General features: G+C 36.5%; 21 protein-coding genes and 2 pseudogenes. 8 read left to right on the top strand and 15 right to left on the bottom strand.

Annotation, left to right across the window (positions count from 1 at the left end):
- Window positions 1-8: 8 nt before the first annotated feature.
- Together FTU29_RS13060 and FTU29_RS13055 are read right to left on the bottom strand one after the other, a co-directional pair.
- Entirely contained in the window at window positions 9-1,025 is a 1,017-nt protein-coding gene (locus tag FTU29_RS13060) for an aspartate carbamoyltransferase catalytic subunit (RefSeq protein WP_180041141.1), read from the bottom strand.
- A gap of 369 nt (window positions 1,026-1,394) precedes the next feature.
- Window positions 1,395-1,751, bottom strand: coding sequence for a hypothetical protein (locus tag FTU29_RS13055; protein WP_180122292.1), 357 nt, complete (start codon window positions 1,749-1,751; stop codon window positions 1,395-1,397).
- 221 nt (window positions 1,752-1,972) lie between these two features.
- On the opposite strand from FTU29_RS13055, the gene rlmKL reads away from it, so the two are divergent.
- Window positions 1,973-4,177, top strand: a complete 2,205-nt coding sequence (rlmKL, locus tag FTU29_RS13050) for a bifunctional 23S rRNA (guanine(2069)-N(7))-methyltransferase RlmK/23S rRNA (guanine(2445)-N(2))-methyltransferase RlmL (RefSeq protein ID WP_180084798.1) — start codon at window positions 1,973-1,975, stop codon at window positions 4,175-4,177.
- Between the two features lie 41 nt (window positions 4,178-4,218).
- On the opposite strand, the gene FTU29_RS13045 is transcribed toward rlmKL, so the two are convergent.
- The 8 genes from FTU29_RS13045 to crp all read right to left on the bottom strand — a co-directional run bounded on the left by FTU29_RS13045 (window position 4,219) and on the right by crp (window position 14,969).
- The gene (locus FTU29_RS13045) at window positions 4,219-4,686 is read right to left on the bottom strand and encodes a hypothetical protein (RefSeq protein ID WP_180122290.1); all 468 of its coding nucleotides are present in this window, start codon (window positions 4,684-4,686) and stop codon (window positions 4,219-4,221) included.
- 182 nt (window positions 4,687-4,868) lie between these two features.
- The gene (locus FTU29_RS13040) at window positions 4,869-6,170 is read right to left on the bottom strand and encodes a DUF945 family protein (RefSeq protein ID WP_180122288.1); all 1,302 of its coding nucleotides are present in this window, start codon (window positions 6,168-6,170) and stop codon (window positions 4,869-4,871) included.
- 128 nt (window positions 6,171-6,298) lie between these two features.
- Window positions 6,299-7,465 (bottom strand): GNAT family N-acetyltransferase, encoded by a 1,167-nt coding sequence (locus FTU29_RS13035; protein WP_180122286.1) that lies wholly within the window; start codon window positions 7,463-7,465, stop codon window positions 6,299-6,301.
- A 1-nt stretch (window position 7,466) separates the two neighbouring features.
- On the bottom strand, window positions 7,467-9,017 hold the full coding sequence (locus FTU29_RS13030; RefSeq protein WP_180122284.1) for a GH3 auxin-responsive promoter family protein: 1,551 nt from the start codon (window positions 9,015-9,017) through the stop codon (window positions 7,467-7,469).
- Window positions 9,017-9,853 carry a hypothetical protein gene (locus FTU29_RS13025; protein ID WP_306423179.1) on the bottom strand — a complete coding sequence of 279 codons (837 nt, stop codon included), beginning with the start codon at window positions 9,851-9,853 and terminating at the stop codon, window positions 9,017-9,019. The genes FTU29_RS13030 and FTU29_RS13025 overlap by 1 nt, the downstream gene beginning before the upstream one ends.
- A gap of 225 nt (window positions 9,854-10,078) precedes the next feature.
- Window positions 10,079-12,658 (bottom strand): ATP-dependent chaperone ClpB, encoded by a 2,580-nt coding sequence (gene clpB, locus FTU29_RS13020; protein ID WP_180122282.1) that lies wholly within the window; start codon window positions 12,656-12,658, stop codon window positions 10,079-10,081.
- Between the two features lie 347 nt (window positions 12,659-13,005).
- On the bottom strand, window positions 13,006-14,055 hold the full coding sequence (locus FTU29_RS13015) for an NADP(H)-dependent aldo-keto reductase (protein ID WP_111884249.1): 1,050 nt from the start codon (window positions 14,053-14,055) through the stop codon (window positions 13,006-13,008).
- Window positions 14,056-14,258: 203 nt separating this feature from the next.
- Complete coding sequence (gene crp, locus FTU29_RS13010; protein ID WP_078191819.1) at window positions 14,259-14,969, bottom strand: cAMP-activated global transcriptional regulator CRP; 711 nt, start codon at window positions 14,967-14,969, stop codon at window positions 14,259-14,261.
- A gap of 148 nt (window positions 14,970-15,117) precedes the next feature.
- On the opposite strand from crp, the gene FTU29_RS13005 reads away from it, so the two are divergent.
- Window positions 15,118-15,546, top strand: a complete 429-nt coding sequence (locus FTU29_RS13005; protein ID WP_078191820.1) for an OsmC family protein — start codon at window positions 15,118-15,120, stop codon at window positions 15,544-15,546.
- 405 nt (window positions 15,547-15,951) lie between these two features.
- A protein-coding gene (locus tag FTU29_RS13000) for an IS5 family transposase (RefSeq protein WP_180122280.1) occupies window positions 15,952-16,699 on the top strand; the annotation gives its coding sequence in 2 pieces (ribosomal slippage) (window positions 15,952-16,524 and window positions 16,526-16,699; 747 coding nt in all).
- Between the two features lie 206 nt (window positions 16,700-16,905).
- On the opposite strand, the gene FTU29_RS12995 is transcribed toward FTU29_RS13000, so the two are convergent.
- Window positions 16,906-17,337: a hypothetical protein gene (locus tag FTU29_RS12995; RefSeq protein WP_180122279.1), complete on the bottom strand. Its 432-nt coding sequence runs from the start codon at window positions 17,335-17,337 to the stop codon at window positions 16,906-16,908.
- A 118-nt stretch (window positions 17,338-17,455) separates the two neighbouring features.
- Between FTU29_RS12995 and FTU29_RS12990 the strand changes: the two genes are divergently transcribed.
- The 4 genes from FTU29_RS12990 to FTU29_RS12975 are packed head-to-tail and all read left to right on the top strand — an operon-like array spanning window position 17,456 to window position 21,290.
- Window positions 17,456-17,650, top strand: coding sequence for a hypothetical protein (locus FTU29_RS12990; RefSeq protein WP_180122277.1), 195 nt, complete (start codon window positions 17,456-17,458; stop codon window positions 17,648-17,650).
- 16 nt (window positions 17,651-17,666) lie between these two features.
- Window positions 17,667-18,044, top strand: coding sequence for a hypothetical protein (locus FTU29_RS12985; protein ID WP_180122275.1), 378 nt, complete (start codon window positions 17,667-17,669; stop codon window positions 18,042-18,044).
- Between the two features lie 46 nt (window positions 18,045-18,090).
- Window positions 18,091-20,118, top strand: a complete 2,028-nt coding sequence (locus FTU29_RS12980) for an ATP-binding protein (protein WP_180122273.1) — start codon at window positions 18,091-18,093, stop codon at window positions 20,116-20,118.
- Window positions 20,109-21,290, top strand: coding sequence for a DUF3800 domain-containing protein (locus tag FTU29_RS12975; RefSeq protein ID WP_180122271.1), 1,182 nt, complete (start codon window positions 20,109-20,111; stop codon window positions 21,288-21,290). Before FTU29_RS12980 ends, FTU29_RS12975 begins: the two co-directional genes overlap by 10 nt.
- A gap of 100 nt (window positions 21,291-21,390) precedes the next feature.
- Here the strand turns inward: FTU29_RS12975 and FTU29_RS12970 are convergent, their stop codons facing one another.
- The gene (locus FTU29_RS12970) at window positions 21,391-21,729 is read right to left on the bottom strand and encodes a hypothetical protein (RefSeq protein ID WP_180122269.1); all 339 of its coding nucleotides are present in this window, start codon (window positions 21,727-21,729) and stop codon (window positions 21,391-21,393) included.
- A 272-nt stretch (window positions 21,730-22,001) separates the two neighbouring features.
- On the opposite strand from FTU29_RS12970, the pseudogene FTU29_RS17475 reads away from it, so the two are divergent.
- Window positions 22,002-22,088: pseudogene (locus FTU29_RS17475) on the top strand (resolvase); the annotation flags it as partial.
- A gap of 179 nt (window positions 22,089-22,267) precedes the next feature.
- On the opposite strand, the gene FTU29_RS12965 reads toward FTU29_RS17475, so the two are convergent.
- From FTU29_RS12965 to FTU29_RS12955, 3 genes and pseudogenes are all read right to left on the bottom strand, one after another.
- Window positions 22,268-22,441, bottom strand: coding sequence for a hypothetical protein (locus tag FTU29_RS12965; protein ID WP_180122267.1), 174 nt, complete (start codon window positions 22,439-22,441; stop codon window positions 22,268-22,270).
- Complete coding sequence (locus tag FTU29_RS12960; protein WP_180122265.1) at window positions 22,434-23,396, bottom strand: phage/plasmid replication protein, II/X family; 963 nt, start codon at window positions 23,394-23,396, stop codon at window positions 22,434-22,436. Before FTU29_RS12960 ends, FTU29_RS12965 begins: the two co-directional genes overlap by 8 nt.
- 323 nt (window positions 23,397-23,719) lie before the next feature.
- Window positions 23,720-23,838, bottom strand: a pseudogene (locus tag FTU29_RS12955) (IS30 family transposase); the annotation flags it as partial.

Genomic DNA, 23,838 nt, shown 5'->3' with positions numbered 1-23,838 from the left:
ACTATCCCTTAAACCGCAATCGCTTCAATTAAACCTTTTTCTTGCAACTGACCTTGCATTGCCAAAGCCAGTACCGCCATACGCACCGCAATACCATTGGTCACCTGATGTAAAATCACTGACTGAGTGCCATCGGCAATACTTGAGTCAATTTCAACACCACGGTTCATTGGTCCCGGATGCATCACGATGCAGTCAGGTTTAGCCAAAGCCAGACGCTCTTTATTCAAACCATACATTTTGTAGAATTCGGCTTGAGATGACAGCGCAGGAGAATCAATACGTTCGTTTTGAATACGTAAAGTAATAATCACATCGCAGTCTTGAATGCCGTCTTCCATATTGTTGAACAGACGAATGCCTTCGCCATAATCATCAAAACCGTAAGGCAACAAAGTATTAGGCGCAATGACACGAATATCTTTACAGCCCAATGTTTGTAATGCAGCGACATCTGAACGGGCAACACGCGAATGCTTAATATCGCCAATGATGGCAATGGAAATGTCTTCAAAATTCTTTTTGGTTTCACGGCGAATCGTCAACATATCCAACATGGCTTGCGTAGGATGCGCATGACGGCCATCGCCTGCATTGATGATTGCCACATGCGGACAAACATCTTTGGCAATAAAATGCGGCGCGCCTGACGATGAATGACGAACCACAAAAATGTCGGTCGCCATCGCTTCTAAATTCCACAAGGTATCACGCAGTGTCTCGCCTTTTGATGTACTTGAACGTGCAATATCAATGTTCAATACGTTTGCAGACAGACGTTTTGCTGCCGCTTCAAAAGTGGTACGGGTACGTGTTGAATTTTCAAAAAACAGGTTCATTACCGTACGACCTTCTAAAAGGTTATTGGTAATTAGCTGATTTTGGTCATTAAAAAAGGACTGTGCAGTGTCCAATATTTTTGTGAGAGTTTCTTTAGAAAGGCCTTCGATGGTGAGGAAATGTTTTAAGTTACCATCTTGGTTGAGTTGAATCTGGCTCGGTGTATGCAATGCCGCCAAGTGCATGAGAGATTCCTTATCGTTAAGTTAACGCATTATACAGAGAATCTTGGCAAATGGCAGTTGAAGTTTTCAACGTTCAATGCAAACGTATGATGTTATTCAAAATGAATTTTCAAATTCCTATCTATCATTTCAATTAGATAAATTAAACGTTTTAAATTAAACTTCACCTTTCCCCTTTCAAAAAGCCTTCAAACAGGACTTCCATCCGTCCTTATTTTTGATTGAATTGAATCCTTTCAAACAGATAAACTCTAGCTATAAACAGCCGCCTTCTGCGCAGTTCAAGAACTCTTGAAATAAGGAAGTTGGTTTATACATCAGGCTGTGCGCAGCAAGAAAAATATACCTACTGCTCACAGCAGGATTGAATTAACGCAATGCGCCAATATAACGATGTGCAACCTGTGCTTTACAAATGTCTTCCGCAGTCGGTTCGCTCATTAAAATTTCTGCTGTTTCATGCGATACTGAGTTAACCATTGATTCTTCTGGTACTGAAACTGCAACTTCATGCAAATTCAACTCACTATATAAACGTGCAACTAAACGAGATAATTCAGGATCAGCCGTTGCCAAAGCCAAATTAGAAACAAAGCGTGCATATTCGACATTTTCAACTACATATAATGCGTCAATAACCCGACCTGACACACGACGTAAACGCGCATAGATTAAGGTTGCGATTGAAAATGCGTTTGATTGACTATTGATTGCCAGCCCTGTCATAAATACCCCTAATGATATCAATATTATAAAGATCGAATTTTGATCAGGGTTATAGCAATTTTTGTACCATTAAGTGATATTTCTCACAATGTACACAGAATAAATTTGATAAAGTCATTCAAATCTACCGATATTTCTCCCGTTTCAGCGCAATATCGTCCGCCCAAATCCCCGAAAATACGTTAAAATATGCGATTGCTTTTTTGCCTTTGGAAATTTACATGAATTCGAAACCGCGTCTTTCTACATATTGGGTTACCTGTGCAGATGGACTGGAAACCTTACTCCGCGAGGAAATTGAAGGTTTAGGTGTTCAAAATATTGAACAGTTCCCGGGTCGTCTTGTATTCAAAGGCACACTTGAAGATGCATACCGTATTTGCATGTGGTCACGTTTGGCTTCACGTGTACTCACCCCCATTCATACACATGAATTAGAGTTCACGCATGATGCACGTGATGTAGCGGAAGAGCTCTACGAAGGTGCAATAAACTTTGACTGGTCACTTATTTTTGCACCACAAAGTACATTTGCCGTTCGTTTACACATCGAACGTGACATTAAAGTCAATTCTCAGTTCGCAACTTTACGTGTTAAAGATGGTGTGGTCGATTCCTTTATGGAAGCTGTGGGCAAACGTCCTAGCATTGACATTAAGCAACCTGAAATTACGTTGTATGTATTAGCTGGCAAAACTGAACATACTTATTGCTTAGATTTATCAGGTGATTCTCTACATAAACGCGGCTACCGTCGCTACATGACAGATGCACCGATTAAAGAAAACTTAGCGGCTGCTATCTTACAGAAAGCAAAACTTAAACAACATCAACCCGATATTATCTTGGACCCAATGTGTGGTTCAGGGACCTTTATCATTGAATCTTTAATGATTTTGACTGACCGCGCGCCAGGCCTTGTTCGTCGTTTTGGTTTTAATGGTTGGAATGGTCATGACCATGAACTTTGGATGTCGATCAAAGGCGAAGCTGCTGAACGTCATAAAGCCGCACTTGAAAACCCTCTCCCACAATTCTATGCATTTGATGCAGACTGGGAAGCAGTAAAAGCAACCAAACAAAATATTATCGCTGCAGGTTTCGAATCTGTACTTGATCAAATTAAAATTGAAGAACGTACACTTGCAGACTGGCCAGATTTCCAAGCAACAGGTAAGAAATGCTTTGTTGTCACTAATCCTCCATACGGCGAGCGTTTAGGTGATAAAGCCTCTAACCGCGCACTATATTTAGGTCTATCGGCATTATTACAAAAGAACTTCCCAAATCAGCCTGCTGCAATTATTGCAGCACAAGTTGAACAGGCCGATGTCCTTGCCTTTAATGATCCACAAATTTTGCGTTTGATGAATGGTAAGCTACCAATTTACGTCCGTTTTGGTACAGTCAAACCTGCGGCAGTTCAAAAGCCTTTCCTAGAGCATTGGGAACCGCAACAATTTGAAAAAATTGAAGGTGCAGAAGACTTTACTAACCGTCTGCAAAAAAACATGCAGAATCTTAAAAAATGGGCAGTCAAAGAAAATATTTTCTGCCTACGTTTATATGATGCCGATTTGCCTGACTTTAATGTCGCGGTAGATTTGTATGGTGATCGTTTACACGTACAAGAATATGCACCACCGAAAAAAATTGACCCTGAAAAAGCCAAAAAACGCTTTAACTTAGCACTTCAAGCGATTCGTGCAGTGACAGGCTTAGGTCGTGATGCGATTTTCATTAAAACACGTGCACGCCAAGAAGGTAAAAATCAGTACACTAAACAAAGTACTGCGTCTAAACGTTTTATCGTTCAAGAAGGCAAAGCTAAGATTTTGGTGAACTTAACAGATTACCTCGATACAGGTTTGTTCCTTGACCATCGTCAAATGCGTCTACGCATTGCCAAAGAAGCCAAAGGCAAACACTTCCTGAACTTATACAGCTATACCTCTACAGCGAGCTTACATGCAGCGCTTGGCGGTGCAGCAAGTACGACCAGTGTCGATTTGTCAAATACCTACCTAAACTGGTCTAAAGAGAACTTTGTACTGAATGGTTTGACTGTAGATCATGCAGATGAACAACATCAGTTCTTCTCTAGCGACTGTTTTGAATGGTTGAAAGAAGGTCACGAGCAATATGACCTGATCTTTATTGACCCACCAACCTTCTCAAACTCTAAAAAGTTCTATGGTACGTTTGATGTCCAACGCGACCATATGTCTTTGCTTAAACGTGCCATGAACCGTTTAACCACTGACGGTACGCTTTACTTCTCAAACAACTACCGTGGTTTTGAGATGGACGATGTGATCATGGCAATGTTTGATGTTGAAGAAATCAGCAATGAAACCATTGGTCTAGACTTTAAACGTAACAGCAAAATTCATCGTGCATGGAAAATCACCCATCCACAAATCTAAGGTTTAACTTTAGCAATTCCTGATCTATGAAATGAAGCACGTCAGTGCTTCATTTCAACCACGACTCCATCTGGATACGTTACTCGAATATTTTCATGTCGCTCTTGCAGCACAATACGGTTAATCGGTGCGACTTCTGGAGATTGTATTAACCCGACCTGATCCGCTGCCCTTTTCTTTTGAAGCAAATAATCACTCATGGTTGAGCCTTCAAGCTGGGTTTCTTGAATGATCTTATTATTACGATTAGATTTATGATTTGAATTTTTCTGCTGCTCTTCTTTGGGTTTAGCTGCTTCACTCTCAATAATATCTAAGGTTTCTTCACTAAACTGTTTTTTACCTTGCGTTTCATTCGACAAACGTTGATCTGAAATTGAAGTACCCGCAAAAGCCATAGACTGAACAGCGATTAAAAAAATGCTACTAACAAGACTGTGTTTTACCCAAGAACATTTAGGCATGGATGAATGAACAAGTTTCCGTCTAAAAAAATAATCGTGTGACATGGTGTCTTTCCTATTGTTGTTTTGATTGGCTAGTTGCCCATTGACGCTAGCAACTTTTCAACTGTTCAACAATGGCTAGTGTTCCGATAAACTGAAAATCATAATTCTGTAGCCAAAAATACAAAACCGCCAATCTATGACGGTTTTATATTTTTTAAACTTAACTACTCACTACTGGTTGCTTATTTCTTTTGTATGGCTTGACCAAAAAGCTTTTGACCGAACTTATATTGCATACTCATGACCATGTTATCGCCATCGCGCTTGCCTTGCCCTGATGTTTCAAAACCAGCAAACATGGCTTCAGCTTCCTGTCCTGACAAACTTTTGCCCTGTAATTGCAAAAAGTTATTCATGATTGCAGTCATCATATTTTTATCAAAACTTAAGTCTGCTTGAAAATCCAGTAAGCTCGGCACCATTTTAATAAAAGACTCCATTGAGGCATGGTGACCCGGCATGACTTTCCCCACGACATTTGCAGAGGCTTTACCTCCACCAATACTGATCGAGTTATCTTTAGACTCAAAATCAAAACCTTGGCTTGCGATAGCTAAGAAAGCTTGAGTCATTTCTTCACTTGATTCACCCACTGCATCACATGAATTTTCCACCTGATGCAAAAGTTCACTAAATGCACGAACTTTATCTAGATTAACTTTATGCAATGCCAAATTCAGTGCGAAATCTTTAGTGACCGGTGAACCTGGGAAATCCATCTCATCAGCTTTTAAGTAGCCTTCAAAGTCCACATCATGTTTATTTAGTTCGGTCTCCCAACGCAATTGCATACCACGCATGCCGCCTGAGAACTTTTGATCTAAACGTTTGATAGAAGCCGCTTGGATTTCAACAAAACCATTTTCGAGATTTTTCTGATTTAAACCTTGATTGGTCTTCATCGAAAAATTTTGCACCATGGTTTGCATTGGACCTTCACTCAACCGAACCACAGGTAAATGGATTGAAAGCTCAGATACCTTAGTGGCTTGCCCCGGTAGACTACTGATCCGAATTTGCAATTGGCTGGCATCAGCTTGTACCGTTGCACCTTGTGCAGTCGTTTTAAATGCAGGAATCTGTAGATCTGTTTTACTTTGACCAATCCAATTGACCAACGTTTTTGCCGTTAATTCCGTACCAAAAAGCTTGGCATATTCGGACGTACTTTGTTGTTGAACAATCTTAAAGTTAGAGTTGATATTATAACCTTTCAACCCACGTTGAATCTGATCGGTACCCTTCAATACGATCACTTCTTTGGGTTTACACGGGTCTGTTTTCAGAGTTAATACCCAATCGACCGTTCCGCCCATCAAGCCCATTTGATAATTGCTGTACTTCACATCAACATCTTGTACAGCTGCTGACCAATTATTCTGTGTATAAAATTGGGCAAGAGATTTATCTGCATATAAATTTCCTCCTACCACAGCTGCTGAAAGCACCGCGAAACTGCCAATTCCCCACATCAATTTTGACATGTCTTTCTCATTCTGATTATTCTTTGCGCAGTATACTGAAGAACTCAGTTACATAAGTACACAATTAGAATGATTTTAAATGATTGATTTGGCAGTTTTAATTGATTTTTTGATGGCTATCACTTCAACTATATGCGCCCAGCTTCAAAATAACTTATACGTTTACGATCAAAAGCTGCATATGGATTGCCTTTAAAACTATGAAAATAGTGCTTGGCTTTTAACACGTGAGAGGTGGTATTTTTCATCCATCCTATACGTGGGTCCTTCTCTGCCAGAGTGATGCAATAGGTTTCTTTGCCACGTCGCTTGGTCTGTTGCTTGGCATGAAAAACTAAACTTGCAAATACATCTAGATGTTCAGGATGACATAGTGGACTATGCAGCATTAAATAATCGAAAGTTCCCTGAATTTTTGGCAGTGATAATACACCACGCACACTCGCGTAGGCATTATAAAAAGGCTTCATCAACTTTAATGGACGTGAATAGTCGATCACACGGGTTTGTTTAAAACTCTTTTGATTCCATAATCCGTAGAGTCCGACCAACTGATTGTGCTGATCATAAATTAAATAAAAATCGTCCAGATTTAAGCCTGCCCAAAATGGATTTTGACCATCAACCAACGCATTAAAATCATAGCTAGGTAAAAAATTATAATGGTCTTTCATTTTTAAAATGAAATCATTTGCTTCATCTACACTTTCAGCAGTCAGCGTTTTAAATTGATATTGATTGAAAGCTTTTGGTTTCACTGCTTGTGAAACAGTAAAGGTTCGGATTTCGTCATAAAAATATGGCAACGGAAAACCTGATCTTTCATGATGTAAAATACTAGCAGCGACAGTATTGGCGTTTAAAACCACACTTTCAAAAATCGTATCTTGGGGGATTTCATCGTGGACATAGTCCATTAATAAGCGCATGACTTTAGCACCACGATAAGCTGGATTCATTCTTAAATCGGCAACATAACGCATTAGATCAGGCTGACCATTGATATAACAATAACGCCACCCCAAATTCATCATCGCAATCACGATAGATGGATCGTCCACAGGGACAACCACTTTTAAATCTGGTCGATTATACAGTGCATAGCTAGCAGCTAAATAACTCGGGTGACGCTCATAAGATAAGGTAATGCCATTACTTGGCACACTCTCAGCACTAATTTTCATTAGTTGCTCATCATCTTCTACAGTCGCATTTCGAACCGCAAACTTAGTTTCATTCTTTGAATGATATAGCGCAGTTTCGTCGAACGGTGCATCTAACACATCGATATCCATCTCAATACTCAATTATTTTTGTTTTCATTTTCTTAAGCGGTTCAGGCTTAATATTCCCTTCAATCATGCCATTGTTCATGGCTAGTGTTTTGTAGTAGTCCCAAGCATCTTGTACATGTACCACTTCAGGTTCATCCAACTGCCCTAGATCGCGTGCCAATTCATAATGAAAATTATGTTTAAGCAAACGATCTAGTGCTTGAGCTGATGGTTGTTTGTCTACATTGCCTTCACTGAGTAAAATATAGTGCGGTTTTTTAACCGAACATTGTTCGATACCCAAGATACTAATCGGCAAATAATCCGCTTGTTTAAACTCTGCAAGAACTTTAACTGCAGCATTGTGGTCGAGCTTTTCTCCGACCAAATCTACCGTCATTTTGCGACCTAAAAATTTGAAGCATGGCACTTGCTGATAAAAGTCGGTGACTTCTAATTCATCATCAATCACATAACGAATTAATCCTGAACCTGTCGTGATCACAGGACTAACAATATCACCTATTTTCAGTTGCCAAGATGGCACCACTTTTTGACTGTCTTGCAAAATAAATTCATAAAAATGTGACTGATAACTTAAGGTAAAACGGTTTGCAAATGGAATCGTCACTACGCCTTCAGTTGCCCATAAACCTTTACCTTCAAATGCCACACCTGCAATTCGTTGCTGGAGTTGTACTGCCCACTGCTCTGCGCTCGCTGTATCCCAACTCGAAACCAGACTGAGTTTAGGCCACAGTTTTTTCCACGCCGTTGCTTTGGTCAAATCCAAGTCTTGTAAGCGATAGCATTGTTGACAAGATTTAGGAACTTGCAGAAAACTCAATCCCTCACGTTGCCATTGTCCAGTTTTCAAGACCTGTACAATTTCAGCTTGATGTTCTTGAATGATATCCAACAATTGCAAAGCAAATGTAGGACTCCATACCGAAATCATGCCTAAATGCTTATCTGCAACGAGATACACCGCGGTTGCAAACATGGCATCTTCGGCTGAATTCGCCATCGCAATTTCAGTCGGTACCGACTGGGTAATTTTACTCAACACTCGCTTCGACAGATTAAGCAGCGCACTGTCATCATTCAAATTACTATTTTCTAAAAGCTTTCGCTGGCTTTCAGGCAACCATGAAACCGACCAATAATGCGTTGAATTTTTAAGTTGTGGATGAGTTCGGTATAAATTGGTGAGCCATAACCCAATAGCTTCATCCAATTCATCTAAAAAAGCCTGAGTATAGGGAATGAATTTAATTGCTTCACTCGACCCACTGGTCGGTTGAAAACGGACAATTTTTTCAGGCCCCAAACAATTTTTGCCACTTTGTCTGGATTGTTCAATTTGGCTTTTCCAATTACTATAACGCGATAGCGGATATTTTTTGGAAAATTGCTCATAGCTTAGATTTTGCGAAATGTGCTGCTTTAAAAAATGGCTTAATTTTTTACGTTGCACATTTTCCAGCTGATTTGCCTGCTGTGTATAGCGTTGAAATGCTTTACGGCAGGCAATATTCAAAACTTGATGTGCAGTGGTGAGAAGCAATCCCATTAGGCCACCTTCGAGTCTGAACCTGTCGCAATATGCAATGTACGAGACTTATAACGTAACTTGCTTTCATGTTTACTCACACTGGTGGTCTTGGTTAAGAATCGATTTACATAACGGTATAAATCGCTCCAACGTAATTCACCAATGCACGGTAGTTCAGTTCCATCGACCCACGTTGGGTTCTTATCTTCAAAAAAAGCAATCTTGGTATTGTTTTCGCGCATCTCATGGGTGATTGGCGCAACATCTGCTTTGAGTGGCTGGTAGTCTTCGCCAAAATTCAGAAGACCTGTTTCATGGTTATAGTATTCTGAGAAATATTCTTTACAGTACGATTCGACAAAGTCTTTGAGATGGGCATTTTTCTCACCATAATGTGGATAGTAGCTGTAGTAGTTATTGGCTAAGAGCAGATAAGTTTTAAAGCCTTTAGAGATTAAAATCCAATATACAGGGGTTCTTGGATGACGAAATTTAAAACTAATAATATAACGGAACATTGCTCGAGTTAATGCACGATTCCCCCAATACTCTTTCTCAATAATGGTATCACCACTGAAAAAAGCATGTCGGGCTTTACCATCAACAATAAAGTCACGCTCCATAACCGTCGAGAATCCGACAATTTGATTATTTTTCGGTTCAATAATGAAAAAAACACCGGTTTTTTCTAAGAAGTCGCGTTCAAAAATTTCATAACGGGTATTGGCATAATATTTTTGGTAAATACCATACATGCGTTTGAGTTCTTGAACAGTGATGTCATCTGTACGTTTATATAAACTATAAGGTTCTTTTTTGATCTGCCTAAGCAGTTTAAATTCCATCATAATCATAATTCCCTGTTGCCATTCATTCATGATGAACGAGCGATATTGTTTTTGTTTTACAGAACACAGTCATCTCGTTGGATGTGTGCGGACGTCATATTAGTGGGTGAAAATGATGAAATGCAATGAACTTTACGTATTTAAACGAAAATTACGACAAGCGTAAAATTAAAAAACCCGGCCTAAACCGGGTTTCTGTTTTTACAACTGGATGTAGCAGATTTGTGCTTTTTAGTTGAGTTTTAACTTTTCAAAAGTTAGGTGATCTCCTTCCGCTTGAACGACAATCGTATCGCCCGGTTGGAAAGCACCTGATAAGATTTTCTGTGCCAATGTATTTTCAACTTGTTGTTGGATAGCACGTTTCAGAGGACGTGCGCCATACACAGGGTCAAAACCAGCATCGATAAGTAATTCAAAGGCACTATCTTCAACCGCCAAACTCATATCTTTATCTGCCAAACGTGAACGTAAGCGATCCAACTGAATATCCGCAATGCCACGAATTTGCGCTTTTTGTAAAGAGTGGAAAACCACCAACTCATCAATACGGTTCACAAATTCAGGTCGGAAATGTTCAGATACCGCAGCCATAACCACAGCGCGAACTTCGTCTTTCGACGGGTTTTCACCTAATTCACGAACATCGGTTGAACCTAAGTTCGAGGTCATCACGATCACGGTGTTTTTGAAATCAATCACACGGCCTTGTGAGTCTGTTAATCGACCATCATCCAACACTTGAAGTAAGATGTTAAAGACATCTGGATGTGCTTTTTCAACCTCATCAAACAACACTACACTATAAGGTTTACGACGAACAGCCTCGGTTAACACACCACCTTCTTCATAACCCACATAGCCCGGAGGCGCACCTACTAAACGGCTCACAGAATGCTTTTCCATAAACTCTGACATGTCGATACGAATAATCGCATCATCACTGTCAAATAAGAAATTACCTAAAGCTTTGGTTAACTCAGTTTTACCTACACCTGTAGGCCCAAGAAATAAGAATGAACCACTTGGGCGGTTTGGATCGGATAATCCTGCACGAGAACGACGCACCGCATTCGAAACTGCGACAACAGCTTCATCTTGACCAACTACACGGTTATGTAAGAACTCTTCCATATGTAAGAGTTTTTCACGTTCACCTTGCAACATTTTCGCAACAGGAATACCTGTAGCCGCACTTACCACTTCAGCGATTTCATTTTCTGTGACTTTGGTACGAATCAATTTCGGCTCTTCGTTCACCTCGGCGATTTCTTCTTCATTCAGGCGTTTTTGCAACTCAGGAATAACACCATATTGCAAACGGCTAGCTTCTGCTAAATCACCTTCACGTTGTGCTTTTTCAAAGGCAGTACGTGCTTTATCTAGCTCAATTTGAGCCTGATTCGTGCCGTCAACCAAACGTTTTTCCGCAATCCACACTTCTTCCAAATCACTATATTCTTTTTGAACTTCAGCAATTTGTTTCTCTAGGTGCTCAACTTCAGCTTTTGAGACTGAATCTGCATCTTTTTTCACCGCTTCTAACTGCATTTTCAATTGAATTAGGCGACGATCTAAACGGTCTAATGGCTCAGGTTTTGAGTCAATTTCCATTTTAATTCGTGATGCTGCTTCATCAATCAAATCAATGGCTTTGTCTGGCAACTGACGGTCTGTGATGTAACGATGCGACATTTTTGCCGCAGCAATAATCGCTGAGTCTAAAATTTGCACACCATGATGGGTTGCATATTTGTCTTTTAGACCACGTAAAATCGCAATAGTGTCTTCCACACTCGGTTCATCAACGATCACTTTTTGGAAACGACGCTCTAGAGCCGCATCTTTCTCGATATATTGACGATATTCATCAAGTGTCGTCGCACCTACACAGCGTAGCTCACCACGCGCTAATGCAGGTTTAAGCATGTTACCAGCATCCATTGCACCATCACCTTTACCTGCGCCAACAAGCGTATGTAATTCGTCAATGAAGAGAATGATCTCGCCATCATATTTGGCTAAATCTTTTAGAACGGCTTTAAGACGTTCTTCGAATTCACCACGGTATTTTGCACCTGCAAGCAATGAACCTAGGTCAAGTGAAAGTACACGTTTACCTTTCAGACTTTCAGGAACTTCGCCATTGACGATACGCTGTGCTAAGCCCTCAACGATTGCTGTTTTACCCACACCCGGCTCACCAATCAATACCGGGTTGTTTTTGCTACGACGTGATAAAACTTGAATGGTACGACGAATCTCTTCGTCACGACCAATAACTGGATCTAACTTGCCTTCTAATGCACGTGCATTGAGGTCTAAGGTATATTTGTTGAGTGAATCACGTTGATCTTCGTGGTTATTACTCATGACTTGTTCACCGCCTCGTATTTGTTCAATTGCATTGCGTAATTTATCTGTCGTTACGCCTACACTATTTAATAAGGTTTTGGTTTTACCCGTTTCAGCTAAACCGAGAATCACCCAATCTGTAGAAAGAAACTCATCTCCAGCTTTTTGAGCAAAACTGTCAGCTAAATTCAGCGCCTTGACTGCTTCAGGATTTAGGTTGATGTCCCCTGTCGGCGTCGCAATGGTGGCGGTATCCTGTAGGGCTTGCTGAAGCTTGGTTTTTAACTCAGGAAGATTAGCACCTGCCTGTTGTAACAAGTTTTGGTTCGACGGCTCTTCAAGCAATGTCGAAAGAATATGGATTCCTTCAATGGCTGTATGGTCTTTCCCCATTGCTAAAGATTGGGCATCGGATAATGCTTGCTGCAAACGGTTTGTGAATTTTTCGAATCGCATTCTTGTTATTCCTCACAACAAATTCTGTACTTGAAGCATATATGGGAGTCATATTTAAAATTTCAAATACATTTTTTAAATATTTTTCAATGAGTTAATTTTAAGATAAAGATAAATCTCAATTATAATATTGGTATAAATAGAATACTTTTCAAGTCATTTATTGAAGAATTTAGTACTTTATTATGTTGTTTAAATACATATGTATTTTTAGGCAATTTTCTTGTCAACTCAACTGACTTTCTGACAATAAAATTCAATGATTTTCCACTAGCTTAAATCACGTAAATGTCAAAAAAGCCCACATTTACATGCAGGCTTTTACATAATCCACTGAAAAGTTCAGCTTAAGGTGCAGGATTTGGCTGCTGGCGATGAATATCTTCAATCCCTTTTAAAATGTCTTCTGATAGATTCACATCAAACGCATCAATATTTTCTTTCAACTGATCTAGATTTGTCGCACCAATGATTGTACTGGTGACAAAAAATTGCTGCTTAATAAATGCAAGTGCTAACTGTGTCAACGTTAAACCATGCTGTTCAGCCAATTGTGCATATTGTTCTGTTGCCCATTCACTCTCCGCATTTGAATAGCGGCTAAAGCGTGAAAATAGTGTCACTCGAGCATTGGCAGGACGTGCACCATGACGGAATTTACCTGTTAGATAACCAAATGCTAAAGGTGAATATGCCAATAAGCCCACGCCTTCGTAATGTGCAATTTCAGATAAACCGATTTCATAAGTACGATTCAACAAACTATATGGATTTTGCACACTGACAATTTTTTCTAAACCATGCTTTTCTGCAAGTTGTAGGAATTTCAACGTTCCCCATGGCGTTTCATTAGATAGTCCAATTGAGCGAATTCGACCTTTTTTCACCTCATGACTTAAAGCAACTAATGTTTCTTCTAAATTGGTAATAGTTTGCGTACTGTTTGCTTCGGCATTGCCATAACCCAATTTACCGAAAAAGTTGGTTGGACGTTGCGGCCAATGCAACTGGTATAAGTCAAGATAATCTGTTTGTAAGCGCAGAAGAGAATGATCCAGTGCAGACTCAATTTCCGAAGCAATAAATTTAGTTTGCCCGTCACGAATATGACTACCGCCTTGTGACGGTCCTGCAATTTTTGAAGCTAAGATTATTTTATCGCGGCCACCGCGAGCTGCAATCCAGTTACCTATAATAGTTTCAGTCGAACCTTGGGTTTCAGGTTTCGGCGGGACAGGATACATTTCTGCAGTATCCCAAAAGTTAAGACCACGCTCTAAAGCATAATCCAGTTGCTCGAAAGCTTCTGCTTGGGTGTTTTGTTCACCAAACGTCATGGTGCCTAAACAAATTTCTGGAACTAATATGCCTGTATGTGCCAATGGTTTAAATTGCATGCCGCAAATTCCCTCTTTATTTTAAATATCAATATATAAGTCACGAAGTAGCTTACATAAGATATCGGCTTTGTTTAAATCATAATTTTCTGTTTATTTGTCAAAAAATGTGAGAAAGGTTGCTTCCGCTATAATAGTGAGAAATGAATGGACATAAAAAAAGCAAACCCCTGAGTTTGCTTTTTTTAGATTCGGAAGACTGATTATTCTTCGTCGTCGAAATCGTCAGAAGCCAATTGGCTTTTCTCTTCAAGCGATGCATCAAAAATTAGAATCGCTTTACCATCAGTTTCAATCATGCCTTGCTCTTCAAGTGTTTTTAGAACACGACCAACCATTTCACGGGAACAACCCACGATACGACCAATCTCTTGACGAGTAATACGAATCTGACGACCATTCGGCAAAATCATTGCCTCTGGTTGTGAAGATAAATCAATTAAGCAACGTGCAATTCGACCTGATACGTCAATAAACGCAAGGTCAGTTACTTTACGCGTCGTATTTTTAAGACGGCGTACAAGCTGTGCAAATACCGCATAACTTAAGTCTGGGTATTGTTTACTTAATTCATGAAAGTTTTCATAGGTAATCTCAGCAATTTCACATACATCTCGCGTACGCACTTCTGCAGTACGCTGTGCATTTGCTTCGAATAGACCCATTTCCCCAAAAAAGTCACCCGCATTTAAGTACGCAACCACAATTTCACGCTCATCATCTTCACGTAAAATGATAGATACTGAACCCTTAAGAATTAAATACAAAGATTTAGATTCTGAGCCCGCATCAATGATTGTTGTACGTTTTGGGTAACGATTGATATATGCACGTTTTAATAATGCCTTCACCGACTCAGGTAACTGCCCCGGAGATAGCGCATCTGTGCTAAGTTGTGAAAAGTTTGAAGTCATGCTAACAGTTTCCGAATATGGATAATTTATAGATCGCACAAGACCTAAAGTGAACTTGTCACACGTAAGAGTTGAAATTCCTTATCAACTCAATTTATGTTAGTGTACAGGTACTGCGTAAATTTATAGCTTTTTTTAGGGACTTGCAATGCAAACTAGTGTTCATTGGCTAGAGAATGTTGCTTTTGAAGCAAAAACTCAAAGTGGTCACACTGTTATGATGGATGGATCACAAGAATATGGCGGTGAAAACCGTGGTCCGCGCCCAATGGAACTGATTTTAACAGGACTTGGTGGTTGTGCATCTTTCGATATTGTGACGATTTTAAAGAAAGCACGCCAAGACATTACTGATGTTCGTTGTGAATTAAATGCAGAACGTGCCGACACTATTCCTGCTGTATTCACTAAAATTCATTTGCACTTTGTAGTCACTGGTCATGGCGTGAAGGAAAAGCAAGTTGCAAAAGCGGTTGAACTTTCTGCTGAAAAATACTGTTCTGCGAGCAAAATGCTGATGGATGGTGGTGTAGAAATTACCCATGACTTCGAAATTTTAGAAACTGAAGATGCATAATTTATTTGTTCAATTAAGAGCCGCATAGAATGCGGCTTTTTTGTTTCAAATAATCCGCTATAGCATACATTGTATAAAGCACTGCTATATAGTCATAAACGCAGAAATATGAGCCAAAGAAGTTTGGCTTAATCACTTAAACAATCAATATCCAAATTGATGTATTTGCACATAGATGCATTTACATCCAATTCCATCTCATGATGAATTTACGACTCTCCCCCTATGAGTCTATATTAGGCTAAATTACGATTGGAAACGATCGCGGTTAATACCTTTCATATAAGTAGATTTGATTCAACTATAGTCTTAATAACACTTTAATTAGGGTGTGTTGACACTTTTAGCTATAAAAAATAGCGAAGTAGTAAAATCAAATCGCCAAACCCAATTTTACTATTCGCTATGCCTCGTACCATGCTGACAGATCAACACTGGCAAAAGTTGAAAGTTATTCTGCGTAATTTATCCATTCACCACAACTCAAATTTACGCAATTTTATTGAAGCTATTCTCTATAGAATTAGAACAGGCTGTCCGTGGCGAGATCTTCCTTCTTGTTTTGGTCATTCAAACTCTATTTTCAAACGTTTTAATCGTTGGTCAAGCAGCGGTAAGTTACTTAGATTATTCAAATTACTAGCCTTATGCCCCGATATGGAGTGGATTTTTATTGATGGCTCTCATGTACGTGCTTATCAACATTCTGCCGGCATAGCGAATCAATCTATTTCTAAAAGTGTAGGAGGAAACTTCTCAAAAATACATTTGATTGTTGATGCACATGGCAATCCTATTGATTTCATGATTACCGATGGAACCACACATGATGTTAAAGTTGCACCTGATTTAATATCAACATTAGATTTAAAAGAGACAAAAGTGGTATGCGCAGATAAAGGCTATGATTCAGAACCACTGCGTGAACAGATCAGGAAAACAAGGACCAAAGCGAATATACCAAGGAAAATGAATAGCAAAATCGAACAATGACCATATGGACTGGTATTTATATAAAATCAGGCATTTAGTTGAAAATATGTTTTGCAGATTAAAGCAATTTAGAGGAATAGCTACTCGATATGACAAGCTCAAAAGGAATTATCAAAGTTCTGTTGCTTTAGCCTGTATATTTTTATGGCTACCTTTATAGGGTTAATTATGAACAGTAAATGTCAACAGACCCTAATAATTTCAGATAAAAAAAAGCAGAATCATTTTGATTCTGCTTTTGAATTTGGTAGGTATATCCACTACCAAATATTTACTCAAAGCATTGTTTTTATTGAATTTATATAAAAATATTTATTCTATGATACATACTGTGATACAAAATAAAACGTCCTAAATCAGTTTTTGTTACTTATTCAACATGGTAATAAGCTTAATCGCTTCTTGCTTGAAATCTTTAAGATCACATACATCGGGGTTGGGTAATCTTGGAAATAGTGCTTTTAACGCATATTCACTACTCAACCCTAACACATCCTCATCTAGCTTATAGACATGATAACTCAAATCAGTAGCAATCAGGGGCAATTGATCAAGCAAGTCCTCAATGTTCTCTGCACTGTAAAAATCCTCTTCTCCCTCTGAACTTCGAATTTTTCCACTTGTAACATGAGCATGGTAGAAAAGCGTATTATTTTCTATTTCTTCATCATCTATGGTGAGATTAACGAATAAGAAAGAATCATTATCTTCATATGCCACCCCTATCATGTATGCATTGAAATCACTTAAAGCATTATTTTTATCAAGTATATAGTCAAACGCATCTTTTAACTTCATTGTGTTTCCTTATCCAATCATATTGAATTATATTAATCTAAAAATTTTAATTTTTGATGGTGATAGCTTCTAAAGTATTGTAATTTAAAATTATAGTCTAGACTTTAAGGGAGTAATCATGGGGTACATTGTAAAGCTATTAGAATCAGGAAATTATTTTGTTGGTGATGAAGGAGAAATCGTCACAACTTCCTCTAGAGAAGAAGCAATTTCTGAAGGGCAATTCGAGGCATATGAAGAAGCAAAAGAAACCGCAGAAGATTGGTGTGGACAAATGGTACTAGGCGTAGATTACATCATTGAATCAGTCTAAGAATTATGGAGTGGAAATGAAAGACGAAGAATTAAGAAAACTTTATACAATCGAAGCTTTTTTGAGACATGGTGATCTACCTAAACCTATGCGTGATGATTGGACACCTAGTTTTGGACTTGATCAAGGCAAATATGGCATTAAAGATGAGGATAAAGCTCATGCTTATATCAGCCTAAATGGAAAACTTAAAAAAAGTAAATGTGAGTTTATTGAAGATAAAAATTTAGCTCAAAAATTCCTAAAGCATGTAGAGCCAAAACTGAAAAAACTGTATCCGAGTATAAGTATCAATGTAAGAAATGTTGAATCAAGCGAACTAGACTATAGGAGAAAGAAAGCTCTAGAGGAAGCAAAATTGAATAGTGTTAAGCTTATAGAATCATTAGAATAGAAATTATTAAAACCCTTTTACAACATATAGCATTTAGGATAACACAATGGCAATTAACACATCACTTGAAGGGAGATTGAGAAATACTACTCTGCCATACAATCAATGTTTAATGCCATTATTTGAAGCCGTAGTGAATTCAATACACTCTATAGATGAATGCACAAATAATATCAATCCTTCTATAAAAATTTATATTGAACGCAATATACAACATACCCTAGAACAAGACAGCGCTACTGAAAACAATTCACCTATTTATGGGTTTACAATCATTGATAATGGTATTGGATTCAATGAGGCTAATATGAACTCATTTGAAACGTTAGACAGTGAATATAAAGCAAAAAAAGGATGTCGAGGTGTAGGTCGTCTAATGTGGCTAAAAGCCTTCACAAATGTATCTATTGAAAGTAATTTTATAGATTCAAAAAATGAAGCACAAAAGAGAAAGTTTAGCTTCAATAAGAAAAATGGTATTTATCTTTCATCAATAAATGCAATAGATAAAACAGAAGGTCTGTCAACGACCATCAAACTTGAAAATTTTATTGATAAATATGAAAAAAGATCACCTAAGTCCTGTAGTGCAATAGCTAACAATATATTAGAACATTGTTTGTGGTATTTTGTCAGAGAAGGTGGTGCTCCAAATATAACAGTCTATGATCAAAATGAAATAATTAATTTAAATGACTTATTTGATGCTCAAATGTTTGAATCTGCATCACCAGAAAGCTTTGAAGTCTCAGGCACTAAATTTGAACTTCTACACATTAAATTGAAATCAAAAACTCGCCCACCTTGTATTGCTTGGTGTGCTGCTGGGCGAGTTGTTAAAGAAGAAAATCTTATAGGTAAAATTGCAGGTTTACATGGAAAAATTCAACATACCAATGGTGACTTTACATACTGTTGCTATCTAACATCTACATATCTCGATGAAATTGTCAGACCCGAACGAATAGATTTCAACATTGATCAGGACGAAACCGATTTATACTCCAATGCTATAAATGAAGGTCAAATTCGTGAAATTGTACATTCTAAGATAGCTACTCATCTCAATGAGTTTTTAATTCAGTATAAAGAATTAGGTCGTCAAAGAGTGCACAACTATGTTGCAACTAAAGCTCCTCGCTATAAATCAATTTTAAAATATATTCCGAATGAAGTTTTTTTCGTTAATCCAGAAATTTCTGATAAAGAATTAGATCTGCTTTTACATAAATATTTGACTGATATTGAAAGCCAACTTCTTTCTCAAGGACATGATCTTATTGAAGATGTGGATAAACAAGAGAAAGACATTCAATCTCGAATTACTGATTATATGCAAAAGGTAGATGATATAAAGAAATCTGACCTAGCTGGTTATGTTTGCAACCGTAAAGTAGTTTTAGACATTCTTGAAAAAGCAATACAACGGGGAGCTGATGGTAAGTATTCAAGAGAGGATTTAATCCATCAACTTATAATGCCTATGCGTCAAACTTCCGAAGATATTGGTTTAGATAAATGTAATCTATGGCTAATAGATGAGAGATTAGCTTTCCATGATTATTTGGCTTCAGATAAAACATTATCCTCAATGCCTATTACAGACTCAAATGAAAATAAAGAACCTGATATTTGTGCATTGAATGTATATGACGAACCCCTTCTTATATCAGAAGGTAAAAAACTACCTTTAGCATCACTAACAATTGTCGAAATTAAACGCCCTATGCGTAATGATGTCAAAAGTGGCGAAGATAAAGATCCTGTAGAGCAAGTATTTGGTTATTTACGTCGTATAAGAAATGGGAAAGCTACTACCGCTACAGGAAGACCTATTCCTGACTCTAAAGATGTGCCAGGTTATTGTTATGTAATCTGTGATTTGACACCAAGTATGAGTGACAGATGTAAAGAAATCCATGACCTTACTGAAACCTCCGACAAGATGGGTTTTTTTGGTTATAAGAAAAATTTGAACTGCTATATTGAGGTTATTTCTTTTGATCGATTAGTTAATTCTGCAAAAGAACGGAATAGAGCTTTCTTCGATAAACTAGGTTTACCATGCAATTAAATAATGATTTAAATAATATGCAAATCTACTGTGATGAATCAGGTTTTACAGGAAATAGGTTATTAGATGCAGATCAGCCAATTTTTACATTTGCATCTGTAGCCTCAAATGAAGAAGAAGCTCAATTTATTGTAGAAAAAATCATCAAGGATTATGGAATTCAAAATGGTGAAATTAAATCGGGAAATTTAGTAAAAAATCCGAAAGGTTTAAGAGCACTTGATGAGATCCTAGAAATCTTAGATGGAAGATATAAGATATGCATTTGTGACAAAAAATATACTATCGCTGGTAAATTCTTTGAATATATTTTTGAACCTGCTCTAGCAGACAAAAATTCTATTTTTTATGGAATGAATTTTCACAGATTTATTACTAATTATCTTCATTTAAAATTAATTACTCAAGATAAATCAGCCGAAGTTATTTTTGAAGAATTTTATAAGGTTATGAAAGAAGGAGTAGATACGCCTACAAAATCTTTATTTCAAATAATTAACAACCAATCAGATCCAGTTTTAGATCAAATTCAAAAGTTTGCTCATTATAATAAAGACTCCTTTTTATATGAAATGGATGGTTATTTGGGAGAAGGTTCAGGAAAATGGATTCTAGATATCACAACTACATGCTTATTTAGTAGTTTAGGCAAGTGGGGACAGAAAATTGATATATTGGATGTTTATTGTGATTCCTCAAAGCCATTAAATGCCAATCAAGAAATTTTTAATAGCATGGTTGGAAGAACTGAGAGAAAATCTCAAATTTATGAACAATTCAATCTAGAACAACCTCTTACATTTAATTTAAAACAACCTATACAAATGGTAGATTCTAAAAGTTTTTATGGCATTCAATTAGCAGATGCTATTGCAGGTAGCTTTAATTATGCATATAAAAACATTAAAGATAAACAAAATACATTTGCCGTAAAATGGATGAACAAAATCTTTCAAGATGAAAGTATTTTAGCAACTTATTTAGGCGGTGATTATGGATATGCCAATATTGAAAACGCTAGTGTCATGTTGAACTGGCTAACTCTAAATCATATAGTCCAAAAGTGTGATAAGGGATTACCAATTCTAGATAATATTAGTAATGAGATTCTTTATCTAAGACAGCAGATTTTATTAAATCCACCTCCAAATGTAAGAGTGTGGAATATATAAATGTAGAGTGTAAAATCTTATAAAAATCTTGTTAATAAAACTTACAGAAGCCACTAATTATAGTGGCTCACCTAAATCATTTAATTTTTTTAATAATTCATTATAAAAGAGCATTATCTTTGAATTTTTCAGCTACATAATCCATTGCCTCATGTTTAGATGAGTAGATATGCTTACCAATAAACTCTAGTCCTTCATGCGATTCTTGGTCAATCACAACAGCAATCACAGTTGGAGTTTTAATCATTGTTGTCCATTCTTCGATTGCATAATATTCCTGTTCATCCTGTCCACGCATCTTATATAACTCTAAGATGGTTTTACCTTGATTAAGATAAATAAAGTCGTGGTACAGAACGCTAAGTGTATTGTTCATAATTTCTTCATAGCCTTGAGCTACAGTTGTTTCATAATTGGCATCAGTTTTTGAAATTAGCATGTAAAACCCTAATATTATTTTAAAAAAGGATAAGTATTATATGTTATGTGATATATTTATTTCTATTTTTCATGTCTCAATTGATATCTTTTTATCAATCAAAACGTGAAATTAGACTATACCCAGTAAATAAATACTTATCATCCTGAAATTCATCTTATTAGCTCTAAGATAGATATTAAATAGTAGGACTATTATTAAATTTAAAATTTATTAGGTATCTAATAATTAAATTTTCTTAAAAGCCAACCGATCATCAAATAATAAAATAACTAAATATTAAAGGATTAACAAATGAAGAAATTGCTAAAGCTGTTGAGTGTGGAATTGCAACAGTCTATAGAGTACTAAAAAAATAGTTAAAAAAAGCGATACTCAAAGTATTGCTTTAAAATATTATATCTAGTTAAAATTTATTTTTTGATTCCACCATGTTTCTATTGCAACAGCATCAAAATATACTGGGGATTGTCTATTCACACCCTCTTTATATGGCTTAGGAAATAGATTATCGTTTTTTATAAGTTTATCTAATTTATCACTCTTTATCGACAAAATATGGCATACTTCTTTTTTTGTTAATCTTAATTTTTTCATTTTTATTATTCTCCCCAATATCTAAATTTTTCATAAAATGCATTTCCTTTATTTCTGCATGTGTCGAATTATTTTTATTTTCTAATTTGTTTTTATTATTTAATTTTTTATACATTTTTATTCTTCTTAATTAAATCAATATCTATCCCGTACTCTGTATAAAATTTCATTCTTTTATTATGTATTGTCGATCTACTATAATAATCTTCTATACAACATCCCTCTACTAATAATGTATAAAATTTCCTGTCATTTTTATCTAAAATATCAAGAACTTTCTCTCTTTTATCTTGATCAGGTAAGCGTAGTCTTGAAAATTTTTCCTTAAACAAATTATTTACATAGGATTTGTTTCCCCACTGGTATCCGTATGATAAATGCCATTCTTTAAGTTGATCATTATGTACACTAGCCTCTGCTCTTATCATTCTTTCAGCTAATTCAAACAGCTTAGGATCAGTGCTAAATCTTTGTAATTTGTCTTTTAATTCAGTCCCTTTATGGTAATAGCACATCGACCATCTTGTTTTACTTTTTTTACCAAAATATGCACCATTTGGATATTTCTCTTTCGCCTTATTTGGAAAGTAACCAATACGTTGAATGTGGTCTAAATATCTTAATGAACGATCCTTGTTTTCAAATATCAAATCTCTTTTAACATCAGCTTTATAAACTCTATAATCACCTTCAATAATTCTCTGAATTTGTGCTGATGTAGCATGAACTAAATTCATAGTTTGCAATACTTGTATAAACTCATAAACCAATTTAATTAAGTCTCTTTCACCAAGAATATTCTCATTTTTCAACCACTTATAAATATTACCACTTACATTAATACAACTACTACTCAATGATGTGATTTTAATATTTTTTCCATCCTCAGAGCTTAACCATTTTGGCTTATTTTTAAGCACAACATCATTATCTGAAATATTTTTTAATTCATTCAAATTTTTTAAATAATTTTTTGAATAAATATAAGTTCCATCTGAAAGTTTTTCTGCATCATGATCTACATATAAATTCACCTCAAGCATATCGATTTCAAAATTTTTCTCTAGCATAAATTTTCCTTTTGTTAATTTTTTAATAAAAAATATTTAAGAAAACATTTATATAATAGAAATTAAAAAGACAAAATAAACTACGTAAAAATTTTAAAAATAATTTTTCAAAAAAAAATAGAAAATAAAATAATTTTTAGGATTATGAAAAAAAATAAATTCATCAATATAGTTAGATGAAAAAAATTTAAAAGATTTTTTTAATTTATAAATTATATTTTTTTAACTTTAATACAAATATGGTCTTAATATATAATATATCTTATTATAGCACTTTATTACTAAAAAATCAAATTTATACTAATGAATTAAATAGGGCGAATTCAAACATGAGGTGCGACAGTTTGAAAAGTCTTATGATAATCAACAAGCTGAGCAAATTTCTCTAATGGTGTAAGCCAATCTAACGCTTTTCTAGGACGAGTATTCAGTGACATGGCAA

Origin of the sequence: Acinetobacter sp. YH12086 (assembly GCF_013419345.1) — a bacterium.
Classification (GTDB): domain Bacteria; phylum Pseudomonadota; class Gammaproteobacteria; order Pseudomonadales; family Moraxellaceae; genus Acinetobacter; species Acinetobacter amyesii.
This window is presented reverse-complemented; position numbering and strand designations above follow the sequence as displayed.